Annotated in this window: 3 protein-coding genes; 1 reads left to right on the top strand and 2 read right to left on the bottom strand. The window is 76.7% G+C overall.

Annotated elements, in window-relative coordinates; all coding sequences use genetic code 11:
• Positions 1-82: 82 nt before the first annotated feature.
• The gene (locus ACOV8S_RS11015; RefSeq protein ID WP_448317604.1) at positions 83-1291 is read right to left on the bottom strand and encodes a bifunctional adenosylcobinamide kinase/adenosylcobinamide-phosphate guanylyltransferase; all 1209 of its coding nucleotides are present in this window, start codon (positions 1289-1291) and stop codon (positions 83-85) included.
• A 203-nt stretch (positions 1292-1494) separates the two neighbouring features.
• On the opposite strand from ACOV8S_RS11015, the gene ACOV8S_RS11010 reads away from it, so the two are divergent.
• Positions 1495-1758: a hypothetical protein gene (locus ACOV8S_RS11010; protein WP_448317603.1), complete on the top strand. Its 264-nt coding sequence runs from the start codon at positions 1495-1497 to the stop codon at positions 1756-1758.
• A 52-nt stretch (positions 1759-1810) separates the two neighbouring features.
• On the opposite strand, the gene ACOV8S_RS11005 is transcribed toward ACOV8S_RS11010, so the two are convergent.
• Entirely contained in the window at positions 1811-2881 is a 1071-nt protein-coding gene (locus tag ACOV8S_RS11005; protein WP_448317602.1) for a S1C family serine protease, read from the bottom strand.
• Positions 2882-2929: the final 48 nt, after the last annotated feature.

The following is a 2929-nucleotide window of genomic DNA, read 5'->3' as shown; positions in this document are numbered from 1 at the left end:
CTCCACCCCCTGGCACCCCCTCCTCGCCCGCCTGCCGGGGTGAGGCAGGGGAACGTCACGCGGCGCTCGGAGGGCCGGCGGACTAGAAGGAGCCGCGGAGGGTGAGGGGCTGGCCGGCCACCACGAGGAGGACGTGTTCGCACTCCGCGGCGACCGCCGCGTTCAGCCGCCCCAGCTCGTCCCGGTACCGCCGCCCCGACGCCGTCGCCGGCACGATCCCGGAGCCGACCTCGTTGGAGACCGTCACCACCGTCCGCCGCGTCGCCCGCAACGCCGCCGCCAGCCCGGTCACCCGCGCCCGCAGCTCCCGCTGGCCGCCGCCCGCCCACTCCGCGTCGTCCCACGCGCCGACCGCGTCCATCGCGTCGGTGAGCCACAGCGCCAGACAGTCGATCAGCAGCGGCGGCCCGTCGTGGTCCTCGAGCAGCGGGCCGAGGTCGCAGGTCTCCAGCGTCCGCCAGGAGGCGGGCCGCCGGTCCCGGTGCAGCCGGACCCGTTCCGCCCACTCGGAGTCGCCGCCCCGCGCCCCGCCGGTGGCCACGTACACCACCTCGGGGAACGCCTCCAGCCGCCGTTCCGCCTCGACCGACTTGCCGGACCGCGCGCCGCCCAGCACCAGGGTGCGCCTCGGCAGGTCGGGCACGTTCTCGTACGTCCCCACCGTCAGCGTCGCCCCGTCCGGCACCGCCCTCGCCCCCGCCGCGGCCAGCCGGCGCCGCAGTTCGGCGCCGGGCGGCACGTCGTGGTCGACGTGCACCGCGATCACGTCCGTGGTGGGACCGACCGCGCCCGCCGCCCGCAGGCGGCCCAGCGCGTCCGGACGGTGGGTCACGTCGGCCAGCACCATCTCGTACGGCTCGGCGCTCTCCTCGAGCCCGGCCGGCCCGCACCCCGGCGGCAGGTACAGCAGCCGGTGGCCGTCGGGCCCGGTCACCGCGTAGCCGGTGCCCGGGGCGTCCATGGCCAGCGCCCGCACCCGGTGCCCGGTGAGCAGCGCGAGCTCCCGCCCGTCCGGCACCCGCCCGGGCTGCGGCAGCCCCGGCGGCACCTCGACGGCGGGACCGTCGTGCGGGTGGGTGAGCAGCACCTGCCGCACGCCGTTCAGCGAGTGCCCCGAACGGGCGGCGGCGAAGGCGGCCCCGGGGATCAGGTCGAGCAGCAGCGTGCCGTCCACGAGCAGCGAGGTCGCGGCCCGGGCGTCCGGGCCGAGGGCGACGGCGCAGGCGGCGCAGGGGCAGCCGGGGCGGGGCAGCCCGCTGGGGGCTCCGGTGCCGAGCAGAGTGACGTCCACGGACCGATTGTCCCGTCCGCCGCGCGGACCGCGCGCCCGCCACCGTCTGTTCGGCGGCGCGGCGTCCTCCTCGGGGTGCGGGCGCGACCGGTGGGGCCGCCGATGTTGCAGGAGCCGCGCGACCGGGAACGATCAGGACCTGGGCACCCCCTAAGCTCCTGACGACGGCATCACAAGCCGGACCCGCAACCCTGGAGGCGCACGTGGTGGCATGGATTTGGCGGTTCGAGAAGGCCGACGGCACCGAGGTCGACCCCGCGGTGGAGCCGGAGGAGTTCACCACGCAGGGCGACGCGGAGTCCTGGCTGGGCGAGCACTGGCGGGACCTGCTGGAGGGCGGCGCCGAGCAGGTGCGGCTCTTCGAGGACGAGGCGGAGATCTACGGCCCGATGAGCCTGCGCGCCGAGGACACCGACGGCGCCGGGGACGGCGAGGACGCCGCGAGCACCGAGAACGCCGGGGCCTGACACCCCCGCAGGACGGCCGGGGGCGGCCCGTCGGCCCCCGGCCGCCCGCGCGTCACTGCTCGCCCAGCGTCACCCGCACCGTGCGGTCGTCGCCGTCCCGCCGGTAGGCGACGGTCACCTCGTCGCCCGGCCGCATGGTGGCCAGCGTCTCGGTGAGCGAGGTGATGGTGGTGATCTGACGGTTGCCCAGCCGGGTGATGACGTCCCCGGCCCGCATCCCCGCGTCGGCCGCGGCCCAGCCGCTCGTCACCTCGACGATCGCCACGCCGGTGGCCCGGTTGTTCCGGTCGACCACGGTGCGGCCGGTGATGCCGAGCGCGGCCCGCCCCGTGTGGGTGACCCGCCCCTGGTCGATGATCTGGTCGGCCACCGTGCGCACCATGGACGACGGGATGGCGAAGCCGATGCCCGCGGCCGCCTCGCCGCCGCCCAGGCTCGGGTCGGAGGCGGCGAGGGTGGGGATGCCGATGACCTTCCCGTCCAGGTCGACCAGCGCTCCCCCGCTGTTGCCGGGGTTGATGGCGGCCGAGGTCTGGATCATGTTGGGGATGGTCGCGCCGGTGCCGCCCCCGTCCGCGGTCTCGCTGACGGTGCGTCCGGTGGCGGAGACGATTCCCTGGGTGACGCTGGAGGACAGCCCCAGCGGCGAGCCCATCGCCAGCACGATCTGCCCGACCTGCACCTCGGAGGAGTCGCCGAACTCCGCGGGCCGCAGCCCCTCGGGCATCCGTTCCAGCTTGATCACCGCGAGGTCCTGCTCGGGGAAGGACGACACCAGCCGCGCGGTCAGCGGCGCGCCGGCCTGGGCGGTGGTCACCCGGAACCGCTCCTCGTCCCCGACGACGTGGGCGTTGGTGACGATGTGCCCCTGGTCGTCGTAGACGATGCCGGAGCCGAGGTCGCCGGACGCCTGCACCTGGACGACGGAGGGCAGGGCGTCGCGGACGACCTGGATGTAGCCCTCCTCCAGGTCCCGCGGGGCGGCCGGCGCGTGCGGGGCGCGCGCCTCCTGGCCCCGGCCCGGGGCCGCGTGCGGGACCGCCGCCTGGCAGGCGGGCAGGACGGCGAGGGCGAGGCAGCAGGCGAGTGCGGTCCCGGCGCGGCGCGTGGCGGAGGCGTCCATGCCTGCGAGTCTCGCCGCCCCGCCCTGCCGCGGCCCGTCCTGTACGCC

The sequence above is a fragment of the Streptomyces sp. CO7 genome, from assembly GCF_053474865.1.
The sequence above is the reverse complement of the archived record's forward strand: the minus strand, read 5'-3'. Positions and strand labels throughout refer to the sequence as shown.

Bases quoted from the DNA above. Each gene is read 5' to 3' on its own strand.
- ACOV8S_RS11005 (WP_448317602.1), bottom strand. From the start codon at position 2,881: ATGGACGCCTCCGCCACGCGCCGCGCCGGGACCGCACTCGCCTGCTGC.